This is a genomic window from Limnobacter sp., from assembly GCF_036846585.1.
Classification (GTDB): Bacteria; Pseudomonadota; Gammaproteobacteria; order Burkholderiales; family Burkholderiaceae_B; genus Limnobacter.
The window spans coordinates 22,932-37,042 of record NZ_DAIUBR010000006.1 but is presented as its reverse complement, the minus strand read 5'-3'; the positions used below and the strand labels follow the sequence as shown (position 1 = coordinate 37,042).

Below are 14,111 nucleotides of genomic sequence, written 5' to 3'. Positions count from 1 at the left end.
GGAGACAGGTGATGAGCCACCCAGCCAGTGCAGTTAAAGCACTTGCATTCGACGTATTTGGCACAGTTGTAGACTGGCGGGGCAGCGTGGCCCGCGAAGTGGCTGTGATCGCCAGGCACCTGAATATTCAGGTGGATGCACTGGCGTTTGCGGATGCCTGGCGCGCTGGTTATGCACCGGCCATGGATCGTGTTCGCAAAGGCGAGTTGCCCTGGATGCACATCGACAGCCTGCACCGCATGATTCTGGATTCAATCGTGGAGCAGTTCGGGCTTTTCCAATTGAAAGACGAACAGCGCGAAAACCTGAACAAGGTGTGGCACCGCCTTGCGCCCTGGCCTGACACGGTTGCAGGTCTTCAAGCCCTGAAAAAACAGTTCACTATCACAACGTTGTCGAACGGCAATTTTTCCCTGCTCACCGCCATGGCGAAAAACGCAGGTCTGCCCTGGGACTGCATTGTGTCGGCCGAGCTGTTCAAGCATTACAAGCCTGACCCTGAAACCTATCACGGTGTGGCGGGTTTGCTGAATTTGCCAATTGAGCAGGTGATGCTGTGTGCTTCCCACCCCAGTGATTTGCGCGCCGCCAAGGCGCAAGGCATGCGCACCGCCTATGTGATGCGTCCCTTTGAATTTGGCGAACACGTGCCCTTGCCGAAAGTGCAAGCAGGCGAATTTGATTTTGTAGCACAAGACTTTGTGGATCTGGCCCGCCAACTGGCCGCTTAAACCGCAAGACACGGAGCATTCAATGAGCAAGATTTACCGAATTGGCCAGATTGTGCCCAGTTCCAACACCACCATGGAAACTGAAATTCCAGCCATTTTGCGCGCACGCGAAGCCGTCGAGGCCGAGCGTTTCACCTTCCATTCCAGCCGCATGCGCATGCAGCACGTTACAAAAGAAGAGCTGGCAAAAATGGATGCCGATTCGGACCGCTGTGCGCTTGAACTGGCCGACGCCCGTGTGGATGTGCTGGGCTACGCGTGCCTGGTGGCCATCATGAGCATGGGACTGGGTTATCACAAAAAATCAGAAGAACGCCTGCATGGCCGCACCGTTGAAGCGGGTGGCCCTGCGCCCGTGGTAACCAGTGCTGGTGCGTTGGTGGACGGCTTGAAAGCCATTGGCGCGAAGAAGGTCGCAATTTTGACGCCTTACATGAAACCGCTGACCCAACTGGTGGTTGATTACATTGAACACGAGGGAATTGAGGTACTTGACAGTATTTCGCTGGAAGTATCGAACAATCTGGAGGTGGGGTTGCTCAACCCGCTGGCCCCGGTAGAGCACACCAAAAAACTGAACACAGCCAATGTAGACGCCATTGTGGCCTCGGCTTGTGTGCAAATGCCGTCGCTGGCATCCATTCAACAAATCGAGGACCGTGCGGGTATGCCCGTATTGTCATCGTCGGTCGCAACAACTTACATGATGTTAAAGAAATTGGGTCTTAAGACCTATGCCCCGGGCTTCGGCTCGCTGTTGTCCGGGAAATATTGAACGAACCCAGAAATTTCGTTCGGATGTGGAGCGCGTCAAAGAATCGCTTGGTCGATTCAATGGCGTTCAATTATTAGAAGCAAAGAGGAGACTTACTCATGCGATTTATGTTCAAACCACTCGTGGCAGGTATGACTGCCGCCGCACTAACCTTCGGTATGGCAAGCACCGCGTCAGCGGCAACAACAATCAAGGTGTCGCACCAGTTCCCCGGCGGGACTGAGGACAAAGGCGATTTCCGCGACCGCTTGGTGCGCAAGTTTGCCAAAGGTGTCGAGGCAAAAACCAATGGTGAATTGAAGTTTGAAATTTTCCCCGGCAGCTCGCTGGTGAAAACATTTGCCCAATTTGGCGCTTTGCAAAACGGTTCAGTGGACATGACCCTGTACCCGCTGGCGTATGAAGGCGGCAAGATTCCCCAAGTGAACATTACATTGATGCCAGGCTTGATCACCAGCTACGAACAAGGCCACCGCTGGAAAGGCCAGCCCATCGGCAACGAACTGGAAAAGCTGCTGGAAAGCAAGGGCGTGAAAGTGGTCAGCTGGATTTGGCAGGCTGGCGGCATTGCTTCCAAAAAGAAAGTGCTTTCACCCGCTGACGTAAAGGGCGTGAAAATTCGCGGTGCTTCCAAGCACATGGATTTGATGCTCAAAGGCGCCGGTGGTTCGATCACCAACGTGCCATCCAACGAAGTTTACAGCGCCATGCAAACTGGCGTGTTGGACGCTGCTGTCACATCCAGCACGTCCATCATTTCTTTCCGTCTGGAAGAAGTGGGCGATCACTTGACCGACGCCAGCCAGAATTCTTTCTGGTACATGTTCGAACCTTTGTTGATGGCCAAGTCCACATTTGACCGCCTGACCCCAGCACAGCAAAAAGCAGTGATGGAAGTGGGTGCCAGCCTGGAAAAGTTTGGCATGGAAGAGTCCAAGAAAGACGACGCCTCAGCAGCCGAAGTGTGGAAAAAAGCAGGCAAGAAGGCCTATGCAATGGACGACGCAACATTTAACGCGTGGCGTGAAATTGCCAAGAAAACCGCGTGGGTTGATTTCGCTGAAGAAGTGAAAGACGGCCAGAAGTGGCTTGATATGGCTACCGCAGTGAAATAAAGCTGTGAAGCCAATCTTGTAAAGCGCACCAAGCCCTTTTTCAAAAGAACGGGGTTTGGTGTTCAAGTTCCACACGGAGAATATTATGAACAACCCTTTGTGGCGACTGTTCAGCGGCACGGTACGCGGCATCAACCAAGCCATGGCGTACCTGTCTGCACTACTGATCCTGATTTGTTCACTCGTACTGGTGTACGAAGTGGTCACTCGATACATTCTGAATATTTCAAATGACTGGGTAATCGAACTCAGCATTTTCATGTTGATCGCGGCCACCTTCCTGGCTGCAGCCCACACGCAGCGTGAGCGCGGCCATGTGGGTATCGAAATTCTGGACGAAGTAATGTCCAAGCGCGCCTCCCGTTTCCGCCTGTTGCTGGGCGATGTTTTGTCACTGCTGTTCTGCGGCTTGGTGGCGTACCTGTCGGCTGTGTACTGTTTTGAAGCCTGGGATCAAGGTTGGGCAACCAGCTCGACTTGGGGGCCGCCTTTGTGGATTCCCTACTTTTTCATGGCGCTTGGCATGTTATTGCTGACCTTACAATTCGTGGTTCAGATTATTGAAGGCCTGATGGGCAAGGTGCCAGATCTGCCTTCACATTCACACGCCAGCGTGCTGGGAGACTAAAAATGGGTGTTGTTGAAATTGGCCTGATCTACACGGCCCTCACCTTGGTGCTCCTGTTCTCGGGGATGCCCATCGCGTTTGCGCTGGGATCTTCGGCAGTGATCATCATGTATTTTTTCATGCCTGCAACCAATATTCACTTGATTGCAGAAACTATTTTCGGTGAACTGGATAACTTCACCTTGCTGACCATTCCCTTGTTCATTTTGATGGGGGCGGCCATTGGTAAAACGCGGGCAGCGGTGGATCTGTATGAATCAGCCTACCGCTGGCTGTACCGCATGCCGGGCAGCTTGGGCGTGGCCAACGTGGCCGGTTGCACCATTTTCGCAGCCTTGTGTGGTTCAAGCCCTGCAACCTGTGCAGCCATTGGCGGCATGGGCATTCCTGAAATGCGCAAACGCGGTTACAGCGGTGCACTGGCTTCTGGCCTGATTGCTGCCGGCGGCACGCTGGGCATTCTGATTCCGCCCAGCATCACCTTGATTATTTACGGTGTGATGGCAGAGCAATCCATCGGCAAGTTGTTCATTGCCGGCATTATTCCCGGCATCTTGCTGGCGGTGCTGTTCTCGGTGTGGGTGGTCTTCAAATTCATTCGTGATCGCCACGCCTGGATGAAAACCGCCAGCCCCGCAGAAATTGCCAAGGTTGCACAGAAAGAGCACTTCACCTGGAAGGAAAAAATGGAGTCGCTGCCGCGCCTGCTGCCCTTCCTCTTGCTGATTGGCTTGATCATGGGTGCCATGTACGGCGGCTTCGGTACACCTTCTGAAGTGGCGGGTGTGGGCGCCGTGGCTGCATTGATTTTGGTCATTGCGTTGTACCAGTGCTACCGGTGGACCGACCTGAAAGCGATTTTCACGGGCACGGCCAAAGAAAGCTGCATGGTCATGATGATCATTGCCATGTCATTCCTGTTCACGTATGTGATGAGCTACTTGCGGATCAGCCAAAGCATGGCGGAATGGCTGGTGGCTTTGGAAATGTCGAAGTGGGCTTTGCTGTTCTGGGTCAACATGCTGTTGCTGGTGTTGGGTTTCTTCTTGCCACCAGTGGCCATTATTTTGATGATTACACCTGTGATTCTGCCGCCGATTCTGGCTGCAGGGTTCGATCCAATCTGGTTCGGCATCATATTGACCATCAACATGGAACTGGGCTTGATTACGCCACCCGTGGGCTTGAACCTGTTCGTGATCAACGGCATTGCACCTGACATCAAGTTCGGTGAAATTTTCCGGGGCATCGTGCCTTTCATCCTGATTATCGTGGCCTACATTGTGTTGCTGACAGTGTTCCCCGATATCGTGATGTTCCTGCCCGACATGTTCTACGACTACTAATCAGGAAAAAACAATGAGCATGACCAACACCGCATGGCGCCAAGGGCAACAATCCAAGGCGGCCCGGTTGGCCAGCGCTTCCCGCTTTGCCCAAGGCAAGGTGGTGAAAGCAGACCAAACCGTGGCCTTGCTTGAAAGTGTGATTCAGCCCGGTGACCGTGTTTGCCTGGAAGGCAACAACCAGAAACAGGCTGATTTTCTGGCGCAATGTTTGGCCAAAGTAAACCCGCAACAGGTGCATGATTTGCACATGCTGCAATCGGTGGTGGCCTTGCCTGAACACACAGCCTTGTTTGACAAAGGCATTGCCAAGGAAATTGATTTCTCGTTTTCTGGCCCGCAAGGTGCGCGTTTGGCCAACCTGGTGGCAGCAGGGAAAATCAAGATCAACGCCATTCACACTTACCTGGAATTGTTTGGCCGCTACTTTGTGGATTTAACGCCCAACGTTGCCTTGATTGCCGCTGAGGCAGCCGACGCACAGGGCAATTTGTACACGGGGCCAAACACCGAAGACACGCCTGCCATTGTGGAAGCCGCCGCATTCAAAAACGGCATTGTGATTGTGCAGGTCAATGAAATTCGGGAAACACTGCCGCGTGTGGATGTGCCAGCAGACTGGGTTGATTTCGTCATTCACGCCCCGCGCCCCAATTACATCGAACCGCTGTTTACGCGCGACCCCGCTCAAATTTCAGAAATTCAAGTGTTGATGGCCATGATGGTGATCAAGGGCATTTACGCCGAATATGGTGTGAAGCGTTTGAACCACGGCATTGGGTTCGATACCGCAGCCATTGAATTGTTGCTCCCAACGTATGGCGAACAACTGGGCCTGAAAGGTAAGATTTGCACCAACTGGGCACTGAACCCGCACCCCGCATTGATACCCGCGATTGAAGCCGGTTTTGTGCAAAGTGTGCACAGCTTTGGCAGTGAACTGGGCATGGAAAAATACATTGCCGCAAGGCCCGATGTATTCTTCACTGGCAACGATGGCAGCATGCGTTCGAACCGCGCGTTTTGCCAGGCCGCAGGCCATTACGCCTGCGACTTGTTCATTGGTTCTACCCTGCAAATCGACACATTTGGCAACAGCAGTACCGCCACGAAGGGCCGCATTGCGGGCTTTGGGGGCGCACCCAATATGGGCGCAGACGCCCGTGGCCGCCGCCATGAAAGCGAAGCGTGGGTGAAGGCAGGGCGCGAGGCACAGGCCAACCCCCAACACATGCCGCGTGGCCGCAAGCTGGTGGTGCAAATGGTGGAAACATTCCGCGAACACATGGCCCCCGCCTTTGTAGAGCGACTGGACGCCTGGGACCTTGCCGACAGCATGGGTTTGAACAACCCGCCAGTGATGATTTTTGGTGATGACGTAACGCACATAGTGACCGAAGAAGGCATTGCGAATTTGTTGTTGTGTCGCGGTGAAGAAGAACGTGAGCAGGCCATTCGCGGTGTGGCAGGTTACACCGAAGTGGGCATGGCACGGGACAGGAAAAAGGTGGAAGAACTTCGCGCACGCGGCGTGATTCGTCGAGCCGAAGATTTGGGTATTGCGCGGCGCGATGCCACGCGCGATTTGTTGGCGGCAAAAACAGTGAAAGACCTGGTGCGTGCTTCCGGCGGTTTGTACAACCCGCCAAGCCGTTTCCGCAACTGGTAAGGACAAACTCATGAGCATGGAACAACTGCGATACACGCTGCCCAGCAAGGCACAACAGCAGCAGCGCGATGCAATTCTGGTGGGTGTTACCGCCAGTGGCAACTGCGAAGTGTTGCTGGAAAAAGGCGATGACCCCGCACATTGCGCGGTGGACATTCAAACCTCGGCCCGTGGCTTTGGCCAGATTTGGCAAGCGGTGCTGTGCGACTTTGCCGAGCGCAAAAATGCCGGTGGCCTGAAAATAGAAATTCATGACGTGGGTGCCACGCCAGCCGTGGTCAGCCTGCGCCTTGACCAAGCCCTTGAGGCGTGGGAGAACGAACATGATCAATAGTTTTCTGGAAGCCGGCGCGCGTGAACGCGTACACGGTATTTGTGATGCAGGCAGCTTTCAGGAAATCTTGAAACCTTCCGATCGCATTAGTAGCCCGCACATGGCACTGCTGGAACAACCAGTTGCTTTCGACGATGGCGTGGTCATTGGTCGCGCCACCCTGGGTGGTGCGCCGGTGCTGGTGGCTGCGCAGGAAGGTGAGTTTCTGGGGGGCGCCATTGGTGAAGTGCACGGCGCGAAAATTACCGCCCTGATTGCCAAAGCCATTGAAGAAAAGCCACGCGCAGTGTTGTTGATTTTCGAAAGTGGTGGCGTGCGTTTGCATGAAGCCAATGCGGGCTTGATTGCTGTGTCTGAGATCATGCGGGCCGTGTGTTCAGCCCGTGCACAGGGCGTGCAATTCATCGGTTTGATCGGTGGGGCCGCCGGTTGTTTCGGTGGCACGGGTTTGATTGCCCGTTGTTGCGATGTGCTGATCATGTCCGAAGAAGGGCGCTTGGCCATGTCTGGCCCCGAGGTGATTGAAACCGTGTACGGCGTGGAAGAATTTGATTCACGCGACCGCGCACTGGTGTGGCGGGTCAGCGGTGGCAAGCACCGCTACGTGATGGGCGACATTCAGGCCTTGGTGGCCGATGAAGTGGATGCATTCCGCAGAGCAGCCATGGAGGCCCTGGATACCGGCAAAGTGAACTTTGATTTGGAAAGCCTGGAAGCCGAGCACGCCATGCTGACCCAGCGCCTTGCGCAGTTCGGCGATTGCCGGGACGCCAAGGAAATTTGGCAACGGCTTGGCTTGCCCAGCGCAGAGGAACTGGCCTTGATGCCAGCCGATGAATTTGTCAGCACGACAGCCAGCGCACGCAATGTGGCCAAGGGGGCAAGATGAACCGGGACCAGGTATTGAACGCCCTGTTTGGTGAAAACTGGAAAGCAGAACACCTTGAGGCAGATCATTTTTATGGCCGTGCCAGCGTCGGCAATCAAGAGGTCACAGTGATTGGTACTTCCGAGAAAGCTGAAGTAGGTGCAGACATGGCATTGACCATGGCGCGCGTGGTGATTCAAACCATCAAGGAACGCGCGGGTGAACCGATTGTGTTCTTGCTCGACACGCAAGGTCAGCGCCTTCGCCGCCGCGATGAACTGATGGGCTTGAATGGTTATATGGCGCACCTGGCCAAGGCGGTTGAGCTGGCACGCCAGCGAGGCCATGTGATTGTCAGTGTGGTGTACGGCGAAGCAGTCAGCGGGGGTTACATCAGCACCGGCATGATGGCCGATGCCTGCTATGCACTGGCCGATGCAGAAATCAAGGTGATGAATTTGCCTGCCATGGCACGCATCACCAAAATTCCGCTGGAACAGCTGCAGGAACTCGCTAAACAGTCGCCCGTGTTCTCGCCCGGGGTGGAAAATTACTTGCGCATGGGCCATCTCGACGCAGTGTGGGAAGGCGATTGCGCCACCCAACTGGCGGCTTCAATTTCTGCCTTGCAAGCAAAGTCGCGTGCCGATATTGCGGTTGATTCCCGCATTGCCCGTGGCGTAGAACGTGGCGGTAGAAAAGCAGCAGGCGTGGTAATTGAACGCGTGCTGGGCCATGCTTGACGTGGAAATGAACGCTTTCAATCGCCACGACCTGGTGTGGTTAAAACTGGATGCTGTCAAGCACGCAGAATACGCCGGACCAACTGCCATGGAACCCATGCGTGCCTTGTCGCTGTTGCACCGCTGGGTGCTGGGCAACTACCCCTTGATTGTGGCCCGGCAAAACGACCTGCCACAGGGCTGTTTGCGCGTGGGCCTGGCTGAACCCGCAGCGTGGGGCAAGCGTCGCCTGGCTTTTCTGGTGAACACGGACGAGATTGAACGGCGTCAGCCCGGCCCTTTGCTGGGCGACATTATTCACCGCCTGCCACAAGCATGGCAGGCAGGTGCCGCAGAATTGGCGATCAGCGTGAAGGAATTGGGTGTGCCTGCGCATGTGTACGGGTCAACTGCCATTGAGGTGCTTACCGGCTTGCCCTGCATCACCGCAAACTCGGATCTTGATGTGTTGTTAAAACCCGCAGGCTGGGCAGCAGCCAAAGCCCTGTGTGTTTGCTTGAATCAGTTGCGTTTGAAGCATCCCGAATTCAAGGTGGATGGCGAGGTATTAAACCCCGCAGGCGATGCCGTGCATTGGCTGGAGTTAAGCCAGAAACGTGTTCAATTGCTGGTCAAGTCGAATCAAGAGGTGCGCCTGGTCAATCTTGATGAATATCAAGGGGCATTTCATCTTGCTGAACGGAGCGCAGCATGACGCCCTTCATGCTGCAAATCGATGCATTGGCCTGCGACGCATTGCGTCAGGAAGTGATGCTGGAAAACAAGCCGGGGTTGGTGTGCCCCAGCCGGAATGGTAGCCATGCCGACATGGATTGCGCCACGTTTCAGGCCAGCATCGATGCGCTTCAAGGCTATTTTGGTGGGTGCTTTAAGGCGGGCTTTGAAGGCAAGGAATTTCGCGACTTGCAACGCTTGGGTGTGGCGGCAGAGAAAGCCATGTTCAGCGCCACACAGGGTGTGAACACCCACAAGGGTGCCATCTTCCTGATGGGCCTGCTGGCGGGTGCTGCGGGCGCGCAGTATGGCGAGTACGGCTGCTTCGAGCCCATGCGCCTGGGGCGGCTGGTCGCCGCAAAATGGGGCGTGAATATTTTGTTGGCGGGCGTACAGCCGGGTGTGCAGCCCACACATGGCAGACACGTTAAAAGTGCATTCGGCTTGCCCGGCGCGCGTGAACAGGCCGCGCAAGGTTTCCCGGTGCTGTTTGCCACAACAGTGCCCCAGTTGCACTGGGCATTGTCTGAAGGTGCCAGCGCGGAACAAGCCAGCTTGCACGCCTTGGTAGGCACCATGGCCAAACTGCCCGACACCAACCTGGCCCACCGCGGTGGCCTGCAAGGCTTGCAGTGGGCACAACGCCGGGCTGAACGTTTTCTCGCCGAGGGCAGCGTGTTTGCCTCTGCCTGGCAGCAACACGCGGCAACCATGTGCACTGAGTTCGAGGCGCACTGGTTAAGCCCGGGCGGCAGCGCCGACCTGCTTTCAGCCGCGTGGTTTGTGCAGTCGCTCGCTGCCTTGAACACAACACTTTCGCAGCCTGTGGAGTTCAACCGGTGAGCTTGTGCGTGCTGTGCCCGGGGCAGGGCAGCCAATTCACCGACATGTTGCCGCGCCTGCTCGCAGAACCGTTGCTTGCCACTCATTTGCAACCGTTAATCAGCGAAATGCCTTTTGACGCCTTGGCGATTTCGCAAGACACCTCAAGTTGTTTTTTGAACGAGTATGCGCAACCCCTGATTGTGGCCGCAGGTGCAGCCGTGTCGCTGGCCTTGAAATCGCAGGGTGTTCGAATTGATTTGAGTGCGGGTTACAGCATTGGTGAATTGACCGCCCATGTGGTGGCGGGCAGTGTGCACGCCAGCGATGCGCTTCGATTGGCCACAGCGCGCGCGCGCAGCATGAACACTGCATCACCGCAGGCACACGGCATGATGGCAGTGAAAGGTGTGCGGCTGGACACACTGAATGCCCTTGCGCAGAAACACGGCTTGCACATTGCCATCGTGAACGACGAACAACATGCGGTGTTGGCCGGCAGCATTGCCGTGATGAAATCGATTTGCAAGGACATGGAGCATGACCTTGGCGCACATGTGGTGCATTTGAACGTGTCCGTGCCCTCGCACACGCCCTGGCTGAAAAACGCCACTGTGGCCTTTCGCAGCGCGCTTGAGCAAACCCGCTGGAACCACTTTGATTGCCCGGTGCTCAGCGCACTGGACGGCAGCCCCGTGGACTCGCAAAGCCATGCGATTGATTGCCTGTCACGCCAAATTTCCGAGCCATTGCAATGGGCCAGAACGCTGGACTTGAGTGCAGAAATGGGTGCCAGGGCGTACTTTGAAATTGGCCCCGGCAACACCTTGACCCGCATGGTACGCGAACGTTTCCCGAATGCGAAGGCACGTTCATTGTCAGAATTTCAAACCCTGGGTGGGGCTTTGAACTGGTTGGGAGGCATTGTTGTTCGCTGAAATTTTCACTGTGGATGCCGTGTCGGCCTACATCGCCATTGGCATTGTTGCCGGCTTTCTGGCGGGTTTGCTGGGTGTGGGTGGTGGCAGTGTGCTGGTGCCCGCGCTGGTGTGGGCATTCGAGCTGGCTGCGTTGCCAGAACAGTGGGTGTTCAGGCTGGCACTGGGCACGTCCATGGCCACCATCCTGTTCACGTCGTTATCCAGTGTACGGTCGCACCATCAGCACGGCGCGGTGCGCTGGGATGTGGTGAAAAATTTCATTCCCGGCATTTTATTGGGCACCTTGTTTGGCACCTTTCTGGCACGGCATGTGACATCGAATTTTCTGGTGGGTTTCTTTGCGCTGTTCATGGGCAGCGTGTCATTCCAGATGGTTTCTGAATACAAGCCCAAACCGGGCAGGCTGCTGCCGGGCAAGTGGGGCCAGTTTTCCGTGGCCACTTTCATTGGCACCGCTTCATCGCTGGTGGCAGTGGGTGGCGGCGCACTCACCGTGCCGTTTCTGGCCTGGTGCAATGTACCCATCAAGAAAGCAATTGGCACTGCGTCTGCCATGGGTTTTCCAATTGCCGTGGGCGGCACCATCGGGTTTGTATTCAATGGCTGGACAGCACCCGGTCTGCCCGTGGGGAGTGCGGGCTTTGTGTACCTGCCCGCCTTGCTGTTCACCGTGGTGGCGTCTGTTCTGGTCGCGCCCCTGGGTGCCAGGGCTGCGCATGTGTTGCCCGCAGATCTGTTGAAAAAAGTGTTTGCAGTGGTGCTGTTTGTTATTGCTGTGAATATGGTTCGGGGGCTTTTGTAGCGCGGTGTGTGTCCAGCAAGGCTTCAAGGGTGGGCATTTTCAAAGGCTTGCTAAGCACCTTGTCGAACACGGACCAGTCCCGGCTGTGCGTGGTGGTTGATTCATCTTCGCCTGTCAAGGCATAAACCACCAGGTTGCCGTATCGGTAGTCACTGCGAATCTGCAATGTGGCATCAATGCCGTTCAACACAGGCATATTGATGTCCATCAGCACAAAGTCAATGGTATCGCCTTGCGCCTGGATAATCTCCACAGCCTTCTGGCCGTTTTCCGCCTCAATGCACTGTATGCCCCTTCTGTTCAACAGGGTCTTGATCACCGTGCGCGTCATTTTGACGTCCTCAACCAGAAGCACCACCAGCTCAGTAGGGGGTTGTGTTTGCGCGGAAAGGTTTTTGCCCCCTGCGGTGACTTGAAGTGATTGAAGCCACTTCACAATTACTGCAGGTTGCAGGGGGCCTTGTGCCAGAAAGGTACGGTGTGAATAATCGGGGTGGTTTGTTGTTTGCAAATGCCCATTGGCACCGGGCAATATCAAGGCCCGGTGGTCCGGGTGTGCGTCCAGGTGCGCATGTGCGGTCTCGGTGCGGTCGGTAATCAGCAGTGCAGCACCTTGATCAACAATTCTGCAGGTCATGCCTTCAAGCATGTCCCGCGCATGTTTGTCGCATTGGGGGTGGGAAACGGCCAGTTGAATTGCTTGGGCATTGAGCAATTTCAGTGTTTCAGTGTCTTCTTTCTTGCTGGGCGTTAACGGTACATTGAGTGTGGCTGAAGTACCGCTTCCTTCACTGCTTGTAATTTGAATGGTGCCGCCAATGTGCTCAACCAGCGACTTCACCAGATTCAAACCCAGGCCCGAACCGCCGTACAGTCGCGCGGTGGAAGGGGTTGACTGTGCCAGTTGATCAAACAGGTTTTTCACACTGTCCTTCGGAATGCCGGGGCCTGTGTCGTTCACTGTGAACAGCAGCAGGTTTGCAGACAACTGCTCAATGATCAGGTGAATATGCCCTGTCTCTGTGAATTTGCAGGCATTGCTGATCAAATTGCCCACCATTTGCTTGATCCGGAACGCGTCACCAATCCAGTGCCTGTGGATTTTTCCCTTTAGTTCGATGCGCAATTCAAGGTCGTGGTTTTTCGCGCCGCCGTACAGGTGGTTCGACAGGTTGTAAATCAGCGACCACAAATCAAATTCGCTGTTCTCAAAATGAAGTTCACCGCGGTCCAGCCGGAAGGAGTCCAGTGAATTCGTCAACAGGTCCACCAGGTCTTCTGTGCAATACTTCAGTTTTTCAGTCAGGTCTTGCTGGGTTTCCGTGTCGCATTGGTCATTGAGCAAATTACACAGGCCAAGAATCGTGTGCAGTGGGTTGCGTATCTCGTGGCTCATGGTGGCCACGAACTGGCTTTTTGCGGCGGTCAGTTGATCGGCTCTTTCCTTGGCTTCAATCAAACGGGTTTTTGCGTGCGTCGATTCCGTGATGTCCATCAAGCACATCAAATAACTGGGTTTGTCTTGAATGATGACTGACTCCCCGGAGCAACCGAAATGCATTTGACCATCATTGGTCTGAAATTCGATGGACAAACTGCTTTGCTGTTTTACTGCCAAGTGAATATTGTGTTCAACCAGGGCTTGCTGCGTGGTGCACACAAACTGTCGGCAAAACGCGCCCGCATCGGCGAAGCTTTCATTGGTCGAATGCAAAAGCCGTTGTGCTTCGGGCGTTAGCTGAACTTCGCCAGTCGTGGGTTCAATGACAATGCTCGCCACATGTGCAATCTCGCTGGCCAGTTCCAGCAGTTTTGTTCTAAGTATCAGGTTTTGTTCTGCCCGGTATTTTTCAGAAATGTCTTGCCCGATTGCATAAAACCCGCTGACTTCGCCATTGGCAAAGTCGGGAAGGTACTGAACAAGAATGTGCGTGGGGCGATCTTCCGATTTATTTCTTAATTTGACCAGGTACTCGCAATGTTCACCGTTCAACGCCTTGTTGATCAAGGACATTGAAGTTTTAAGCCTTTGGGGGGAAAGAAGCGTGCTGATGTGCTTGCCCAGCAGTATTTTTGGTTCAACTGAAAACCAGTTGGCATACGCTTTGTTGGAAAAACGGTTGTGCAGTGATTTGTCCCAGTAACCCAGCATGTAGGGCACGCCGTTAAGCAAAGATTCCAGGTCACGTTGCGCAATTTCGCGCGCTTTTTCGGCATTGTCGTGTTGCAGTACTGTTGCCTTGATGGTTCTATTTCCGTATTCGAAATACACCAGAACCAGCAAATTATTGAGCGACCAGAATGCGGTCACCAGCGCAACGCTTCGCCAGACTTCGGAAGACAGTGAAGGCCCGGCACTAAATTCCAAAAACCAATAGGCCAGATACGGGGTAACACCCAGCAAAACGGCAATCAGTTTGTATCGACGCTGCCAATACCGAAGGGAATTTGTCATTTTTTACTTCACAAGCACGATTCATTGGTTGATGACGACATGACAACAACGAATCCAATGTATTCCTTCTTGTACATCGACCAAGCATATTGAGGTGTATTGGCACATTCACGCAACCCCCATTTTTGCTAAACCCCCCAAATGATGAGTTGTTTTTGAATGAATTTC

At 54.6% G+C, this 14,111-nt stretch carries 14 protein-coding genes; 13 read left to right on the top strand and 1 reads right to left on the bottom strand.

The features are described 5' to 3' along the window. Positions 1 to 11: 11 nt before the first annotated feature. The 13 genes from V7028_RS04485 to V7028_RS04425 all read left to right on the top strand — a co-directional run bounded on the left by V7028_RS04485 (position 12) and on the right by V7028_RS04425 (position 11,488). Entirely contained in the window at positions 12 to 731 is a 720-nt protein-coding gene (locus V7028_RS04485) for a haloacid dehalogenase type II (RefSeq protein ID WP_334118903.1), read from the top strand. 22 nt (positions 732 to 753) lie between these two features. Further along, positions 754 to 1,506, top strand: coding sequence for a maleate cis-trans isomerase family protein (locus V7028_RS04480; RefSeq protein ID WP_008247318.1), 753 nt, complete (start codon positions 754 to 756; stop codon positions 1,504 to 1,506). Between the two features lie 98 nt (positions 1,507 to 1,604). Beyond that, a complete protein-coding gene (dctP, locus tag V7028_RS04475; protein WP_334118902.1) occupies positions 1,605 to 2,621 on the top strand; it encodes a TRAP transporter substrate-binding protein DctP in 1,017 nt (338 codons plus the stop codon). Between the two features lie 85 nt (positions 2,622 to 2,706). Further along, complete coding sequence (locus tag V7028_RS04470; protein ID WP_334118901.1) at positions 2,707 to 3,249, top strand: TRAP transporter small permease subunit; 543 nt, start codon at positions 2,707 to 2,709, stop codon at positions 3,247 to 3,249. Between the two features lie 2 nt (positions 3,250 to 3,251). Beyond that, positions 3,252 to 4,595, top strand: a complete 1,344-nt coding sequence (locus V7028_RS04465; protein WP_334118900.1) for a TRAP transporter large permease — start codon at positions 3,252 to 3,254, stop codon at positions 4,593 to 4,595. A gap of 13 nt (positions 4,596 to 4,608) precedes the next feature. Continuing rightward, on the top strand, positions 4,609 to 6,264 hold the full coding sequence (gene mdcA, locus V7028_RS04460) for a malonate decarboxylase subunit alpha (protein WP_442918678.1): 1,656 nt from the start codon (positions 4,609 to 4,611) through the stop codon (positions 6,262 to 6,264). Between the two features lie 10 nt (positions 6,265 to 6,274). Next, positions 6,275 to 6,598 (top strand): malonate decarboxylase acyl carrier protein, encoded by a 324-nt coding sequence (gene mdcC, locus V7028_RS04455; RefSeq protein ID WP_442918677.1) that lies wholly within the window; start codon positions 6,275 to 6,277, stop codon positions 6,596 to 6,598. Continuing rightward, positions 6,588 to 7,487 (top strand): biotin-independent malonate decarboxylase subunit beta, encoded by a 900-nt coding sequence (locus V7028_RS04450; protein WP_334118899.1) that lies wholly within the window; start codon positions 6,588 to 6,590, stop codon positions 7,485 to 7,487. The genes mdcC and V7028_RS04450 overlap by 11 nt, the downstream gene beginning before the upstream one ends. After that, the gene (gene mdcE, locus V7028_RS04445; RefSeq protein ID WP_334118898.1) at positions 7,484 to 8,209 is read left to right on the top strand and encodes a biotin-independent malonate decarboxylase subunit gamma; all 726 of its coding nucleotides are present in this window, start codon (positions 7,484 to 7,486) and stop codon (positions 8,207 to 8,209) included. The genes V7028_RS04450 and mdcE overlap by 4 nt, the downstream gene beginning before the upstream one ends. After that, entirely contained in the window at positions 8,184 to 8,903 is a 720-nt protein-coding gene (gene mdcG / locus V7028_RS04440; protein WP_334118897.1) for a malonate decarboxylase holo-[acyl-carrier-protein] synthase, read from the top strand. Before mdcE ends, mdcG begins: the two co-directional genes overlap by 26 nt. After that, positions 8,900 to 9,766: a triphosphoribosyl-dephospho-CoA synthase gene (locus V7028_RS04435; protein WP_334118896.1), complete on the top strand. Its 867-nt coding sequence runs from the start codon at positions 8,900 to 8,902 to the stop codon at positions 9,764 to 9,766. The genes mdcG and V7028_RS04435 overlap by 4 nt, the downstream gene beginning before the upstream one ends. Further along, positions 9,763 to 10,683 (top strand): acyltransferase domain-containing protein, encoded by a 921-nt coding sequence (locus tag V7028_RS04430; RefSeq protein WP_334118895.1) that lies wholly within the window; start codon positions 9,763 to 9,765, stop codon positions 10,681 to 10,683. The genes V7028_RS04435 and V7028_RS04430 overlap by 4 nt, the downstream gene beginning before the upstream one ends. Next, positions 10,673 to 11,488, top strand: coding sequence for a sulfite exporter TauE/SafE family protein (locus tag V7028_RS04425; RefSeq protein WP_334118894.1), 816 nt, complete (start codon positions 10,673 to 10,675; stop codon positions 11,486 to 11,488). The genes V7028_RS04430 and V7028_RS04425 overlap by 11 nt, the downstream gene beginning before the upstream one ends. Here V7028_RS04425 and V7028_RS04420 read toward each other — a convergent pair. Then, on the bottom strand, positions 11,454 to 13,943 hold the full coding sequence (locus tag V7028_RS04420; protein WP_334118893.1) for a hybrid sensor histidine kinase/response regulator: 2,490 nt from the start codon (positions 13,941 to 13,943) through the stop codon (positions 11,454 to 11,456). The genes V7028_RS04425 and V7028_RS04420 overlap by 35 nt on opposite strands. Between the last annotated feature and the right edge of the window lie 168 nt (positions 13,944 to 14,111).

Coding starts and splice junctions, on each gene's coding strand:
- V7028_RS04420 (WP_334118893.1), bottom strand. CDS start 13,943: ATGACAAATTCCCTTCGGTATTGGCAGCGTCGATACAAACTGATTGCC.
- V7028_RS04480 (WP_008247318.1), top strand. CDS start 754: ATGAGCAAGATTTACCGAATTGGCCAGATTGTGCCCAGTTCCAACACC.
- dctP (WP_334118902.1), top strand. CDS start 1,605: ATGCGATTTATGTTCAAACCACTCGTGGCAGGTATGACTGCCGCCGCA.
- V7028_RS04470 (WP_334118901.1), top strand. CDS start 2,707: ATGAACAACCCTTTGTGGCGACTGTTCAGCGGCACGGTACGCGGCATC.
- mdcA (WP_442918678.1), top strand. CDS start 4,609: ATGAGCATGACCAACACCGCATGGCGCCAAGGGCAACAATCCAAGGCG.
- V7028_RS04450 (WP_334118899.1), top strand. CDS start 6,588: ATGATCAATAGTTTTCTGGAAGCCGGCGCGCGTGAACGCGTACACGGT.
- mdcC (WP_442918677.1), top strand. CDS start 6,275: ATGAGCATGGAACAACTGCGATACACGCTGCCCAGCAAGGCACAACAG.
- V7028_RS04465 (WP_334118900.1), top strand. CDS start 3,252: ATGGGTGTTGTTGAAATTGGCCTGATCTACACGGCCCTCACCTTGGTG.
- V7028_RS04435 (WP_334118896.1), top strand. CDS start 8,900: ATGACGCCCTTCATGCTGCAAATCGATGCATTGGCCTGCGACGCATTG.
- mdcE (WP_334118898.1), top strand. CDS start 7,484: ATGAACCGGGACCAGGTATTGAACGCCCTGTTTGGTGAAAACTGGAAA.
- V7028_RS04485 (WP_334118903.1), top strand. CDS start 12: ATGAGCCACCCAGCCAGTGCAGTTAAAGCACTTGCATTCGACGTATTT.